Annotated in this window: 6 protein-coding genes; all 6 read left to right on the top strand. The window is 24.7% G+C overall.

What is annotated here, in order from left to right; genetic code table 11:
* Window positions 1–294 precede the first annotated feature (294 nt).
* Window positions 295–2,184 (top strand): tRNA uridine-5-carboxymethylaminomethyl(34) synthesis enzyme MnmG, encoded by a 1,890-nt coding sequence (mnmG, locus tag LDP10_RS02620; RefSeq protein ID WP_265197194.1) that lies wholly within the window; start codon window positions 295–297, stop codon window positions 2,182–2,184.
* Between the two features lie 532 nt (window positions 2,185–2,716).
* Window positions 2,717–3,538, top strand: coding sequence for a F0F1 ATP synthase subunit A (atpB, locus tag LDP10_RS02615; RefSeq protein WP_265197193.1), 822 nt, complete (start codon window positions 2,717–2,719; stop codon window positions 3,536–3,538).
* A gap of 36 nt (window positions 3,539–3,574) precedes the next feature.
* On the top strand, window positions 3,575–3,814 hold the full coding sequence (gene atpE / locus LDP10_RS02610) for a F0F1 ATP synthase subunit C (protein WP_265197191.1): 240 nt from the start codon (window positions 3,575–3,577) through the stop codon (window positions 3,812–3,814).
* A 125-nt stretch (window positions 3,815–3,939) separates the two neighbouring features.
* Window positions 3,940–4,410, top strand: coding sequence for a F0F1 ATP synthase subunit B (locus tag LDP10_RS02605; protein ID WP_265197190.1), 471 nt, complete (start codon window positions 3,940–3,942; stop codon window positions 4,408–4,410).
* A 17-nt stretch (window positions 4,411–4,427) separates the two neighbouring features.
* The gene (locus LDP10_RS02600; RefSeq protein WP_265197189.1) at window positions 4,428–4,961 is read left to right on the top strand and encodes a F0F1 ATP synthase subunit delta; all 534 of its coding nucleotides are present in this window, start codon (window positions 4,428–4,430) and stop codon (window positions 4,959–4,961) included.
* A gap of 15 nt (window positions 4,962–4,976) precedes the next feature.
* A partial coding sequence (locus tag LDP10_RS02595; RefSeq protein WP_265197196.1) for a hypothetical protein occupies window positions 4,977–5,070 on the top strand: 94 nt, incomplete at its 3' end.

The following is a 5,070-nucleotide window of genomic DNA, read 5'->3' as shown; positions in this document are numbered from 1 at the left end:
TTATTTTATTTAATTGTATTTTTATTTAATAAAGGAGATATAAATGAAATAAATGTATTCTTATTTTATTTAATTGTATTTTTATTTAATAAAGGAGATATAAATGAAATAAATGTATTCTTATTTTATTTAATTGTATTTTTATTTAATAAAGGAGATATAAATGAAATAAATGTATTCTTATTTTGTTAAATTACTCTTTGACTAAATATATCTCTTTCATATTAATTTTATTTTTTGTATTATAGGTGGAATAATTCTAATTTCTATTTTTAATTAATTAAGGTTTATTGAATGTTTGATCGTTTTGATGTTATTATCATTGGAGGAGGGCATGCAGGAACTGAAGCATCAATGGCTTCCGCAAGAATGGGTTATAAAACTATTTTATTAACTCAAAAATTACAGAGTTTAGGTTTTTTATCCTGTAATCCTGCTATAGGTGGTATTGGTAAGAGTCATTTAGTTAAAGAAATTGATGCATTGGGTGGTGTTATGGCAAAAGCAATTGATTATTCTGGTATTCAGTTTAGAATACTTAATGCTAAAAAAGGTCCAGCTGTAAGAGCTACTCGAGCACAGGCAGATAGAAAATTATATTCTGATTTTATAAAAAATGTTTTAAAAAAACAAAATAACTTATTAGTTTTTGAAGCAGAAGTAGAAGATTTAATTATTAAAAAAGAAATTATCATAGGTGTAAAAACAACAAGTAAAGTTAATTTTTACGCAAAAGCTGTTGTCTTAACAACTGGAACATTTTTAGGAGGTAAGATTCATATAGGTATTAATAATAAACATGAAGGAGGACGCATAGGTCATGCATCATCTACTATTTTAGCAAATCGGTTACGAAAGTTGCCATTTCGAGTTGGTAGATTAAAAACAGGAACTCCTCCACGAATAGATGTTAATAGCATAAATTTTAAAAATCTTTTAATTCAGAATGGTGATGTCCCTGTGCCTGTATTTTCGTTTATTGGTAACAAATCACAACATCCTCGTCAAATACCTTGTTATATTACCCATACAAATAAATTTACGCATGAAATTATACGAAAAAATTTGAATCAAAGTCCCATGTATACAGGAGAAATAAAAGGTATTGGTCCTCGTTATTGTCCGTCTATTGAAGATAAAATAGTGCGTTTTTCTAATCGTTCTTCTCACCAAATTTTTTTAGAACCAGGAGGATTAAATGTAAACGAAATTTATCCTAACGGTATTTCCACTAGTCTTCCCTTAGATATTCAATATGAATTTGTTCAATCCATAGAAGGTTTAGAAAAAGCAAAAATAATACAACCAGGATATGCTATAGAATATGATTTTTTTGATCCGAGAGATTTAAAGCCTACTTTGGAAAGTAAATTTATTAAGGGTTTATTTTTTGCTGGTCAAATCAATGGAACTACTGGTTATGAAGAAGCTGCTGCTCAAGGATTGTTAGCTGGATTAAACGCTGCTTTGTATTCTTCCAATTCCGGATCTTGGTTTCCTCTAAGAAGTGAAGCTTATTTAGGAGTTTTAGTAGACGATTTATGTACTAGAGGAACTCAAGAACCTTATAGAATGTTTACAGCAAGGGCAGAGTATCGATTGATTTTGAGAGAAGATAATGCCGATTTACGTTTAACTGAAATAGGTCGAAAACTAGGTTTAGTAAACGACGAAAGATGGATGCGTTACAATGAAAAAGCTTCATTAATTAATAAAGAACTTAATCGATTGGAAAATTTGGTTATTTCTCCAAATTTTTCAGAGATACATAAATTGAATGAGTTTTTAGAAAAAAAATTAATGAAATTATCAAATGTTAAAGATTTGTTAAAGAGACCTGAAGTCACTTATCAGAAACTTATGGAGTTACCTTTTTTTGGGCCAGGATTATCAGATTTAGAATCTGCTAAACAAGTTGAAAATCAGATAAAATATGAAGGTTATATTGTCCGTCAAAAAGATGAAATAAAAAGACATTTAAATCATGAAAATACACTTTTATTGGGGATATCAGATTACCATAATGTAACAGGTTTATCTAATGAAGTAATTTCACAATTAAATTTTTATAAACCTACTTCTATTGGCCAAGCATCTCGTATTCCAGGTATTACATCAGCGGCAATTTCTGTTTTATTAATTTATATAAAAAAAAATTGTCATAAAGATATCATTAATTTATAAATAATTTTTAATTATTAATTAAGTGTTTAAATTTTGGAATATGAACAATAATATTTTTTATAATAAAATATGATTAATAATCATTTATATTATAATTTACTTAATTTTAAAAATTATTTAAATTTTTTATTTAAATTGGTATTTAATAAATTTCAATTTTTAGAAATAAATATATTTTTCTATATTAAAATATGGTATGTAATGTTTATTTTTTTTAACAATAATATGTTAATTATATATATTAGTTAATAATATATTTTTATATAAAATCAAATTTTTATATTATCTATTAAAATTTTTTTATATAAAAAATATTTTTATTTTTTCATATTTAATATTAGTTAAATATTAAATCAAAATTTAATATTTAATATTAATTAAATATCCAGCATTAATTTAATGAGAAATATAATTTTTTCTTTAACTAATATTAAAATTTTTATAAAAATATCGTATAGTAAGGTGATTAATTAAATTTTTAGTACATCAGTGTTATTTGTTATTTGTTATTTAATACCACATAGGAGTCAAAATGGCTTCAGGAGAAACATTTAATCCTCAAACATATATTAGTCATCATTTAAATCATTTGCAGATGAATTTACGTACTTTTAAATTAGTTTCTACAGAAGATATTATTTCTAACAATTTTTGGATATTAAATATTGATTCAATATTTTTTTCTATTGTATTAGGTTTCTTATTTCTTATTTTTTTTTATAAAATATCCAAAAAAATGACTCATGATGTACCCAATAAGTTACAAGTGGTCGTCGAATTAATTATTGGTTTTGTCAATAGTAATGTACGAGAGATGTATGGTGAAAAAAGTAATTTAATTGCTCCTTTATCGTTAACGGTATTTGTATGGATTTTTCTTATGAATTTTATGGACCTATTTCCTGTTGATTTATTTCCTTTAATTAGTGAGTCTGTTTTCCATTTTTCAGCTTTACGTATAGTTCCATCTTCAGATATTAATATTACTGTATCTATGTCTATTAGTATTTTTTTATTAATTTTGTACTATAGTTTTAAAATCAAAGGTATAATCTGTTTTTTAAAAGAATTGACAACGCAACCATTTAATCATCCTTTTTTTTTGTTCATAAATGTTATATTAGAAACTGTTAATTTATTATCAAAACCAGTTTCGTTAGCATTACGACTTTTCGGTAATATGTACGCAGGAGAAATGATTTTTATTTTAATTGCTGGCTTACTTCCATGGTGGTTGCAATGGATTTTAACTGTACCTTGGGCAATTTTTCATATTTTAATAATTTCACTTCAAGCATTTATTTTTATGGTATTAACTATTGTTTATTTGTCGATGGCTTCAAAGAAGCACTGATTAAAATTATATATTTAGTACATCTTGGAGATTTTCATGGAAAATTTAAGTCCAGATATGATTTATATAGCAGTGTCCATTATGATAGGATTAGCAGCAATAGGGGCAGCTATTGGTATTGGAATTTTAGGTAGTAAATTTATAGAAGGTGCAGCACGGCAACCAGATTTAGTTCCTTTATTACGTACTCAATTTTTTATTGTTATGGGTTTAGTGGATGCTATTCCAATGATAGCTGTTGGTCTTGCTTTGTATATATTATTTGCTATTGCTTAATTTGAGTATTACTATTTAAGTAAATACGTTTTTAAATTTAAATAGTAATTAATAAAAAATCTTTGCATTATTAAAATAGTGCAAAGATTTAAGAATTATTTTAAAATTAATTAAGGTATAAAATTGTGAATCTCAATTCCACTATTTTAGGGCAATCTATTTCATTTTTTTTATTTGTTTGGTTTTGTATGAAATACATATGGCCTCCTATTTTAATAACTATAGAAAAAAGACAGAAAGATATTTCCGATAGTTTGAATTTTGTAAAAAAAGAAAAAGAAAATTTAAAAATAGACCAAGAAAAAGTAAAAAAAGAAATCAAAAATCAAAGACAAGCAGCATTGAACTTGCTCAATGAAGCAAAAAAACAACGTAATATTATTTTAGAAGAAGCTAGAAAAAGTGCAGAAAAAGAAAAAAATAAATTTATGATAAAAGCACGTTCTGATATTGATTTAGAACGTATAAAAATGCAAGAAGAGTTAACTCAATATGTAGGGAAAATAGCTATTTCAATAGCTGAAAAAGTTATACAAAGATCTATAAAAAAAAATGAAAATAATGATATCATGAAAGAATTAATTAATCGTTTATAAGGAATATTTTATTTCTAATGTGCGAACATAGTAGTGTAGCTAAAATTTATGCAAAAGCTATTTTTGAATTAGCAGTAGAAGAAAATAAAATAGATTTTTGGCAAAAGATGTTGTTGTTTTCTGTTAGTATTTCTAGAGATTTAAAAATAAAAAGTTTGTTAGCAGGTGTATTACCAGCTGAATATATAGCGAATGTATTTATAACGTTATGCGGAGATCAAATTGATCTGAAGTGTCAAAATTTAATTAAAATAATGGCTGAAAATAAACGATTATTTTTATTAAAAAATGTTTTATTAGAATATATTGGTTTAAAAAATAATTATAATAAAATTTTAGAAGCTAAGATTATATCAGCATACGAATTAAGTTTTTCGCAACTAAAAAATATTTCTTTATTTTTAGAAAAAAAATTTAATAGCAATATTAATTTGAAACACAGTATCAAGGATACTGTTATTGATGGTTTTATTATTAAAGTGAATAATCTTGTGATCGATATGTCTATTCGTAATCGTTTAAAACAGTTAAAGAATTTCTTAAATTATTGAGAGAATTATAAAGGTATGCATTTAAATTCTAGTGAGATTAGTGAATTAATTAAAAAACGTATAGCTCAATTTAAGATAGTTAACGAAGTGTATAATGAAGGTACTATTA

The organism is Buchnera aphidicola (Pemphigus obesinymphae), assembly GCF_026122815.1.
Classification (GTDB): Bacteria; Pseudomonadota; Gammaproteobacteria; order Enterobacterales; family Enterobacteriaceae; genus Buchnera_C; species Buchnera_C aphidicola_BJ.
Note: the sequence above shows the minus strand (reverse complement) of the source record. Positions and strands in the feature narration are given on the sequence as shown.

Excerpts from the sequence above, each read along its gene's own strand:
- atpB (WP_265197193.1), top strand. The coding sequence starts at position 2,717 with ATGGCTTCAGGAGAAACATTTAATCCTCAAACATATATTAGTCATCAT.
- atpE (WP_265197191.1), top strand. The coding sequence starts at position 3,575 with ATGGAAAATTTAAGTCCAGATATGATTTATATAGCAGTGTCCATTATG.
- mnmG (WP_265197194.1), top strand. The coding sequence starts at position 295 with ATGTTTGATCGTTTTGATGTTATTATCATTGGAGGAGGGCATGCAGGA.
- LDP10_RS02600 (WP_265197189.1), top strand. The coding sequence starts at position 4,428 with ATGTGCGAACATAGTAGTGTAGCTAAAATTTATGCAAAAGCTATTTTT.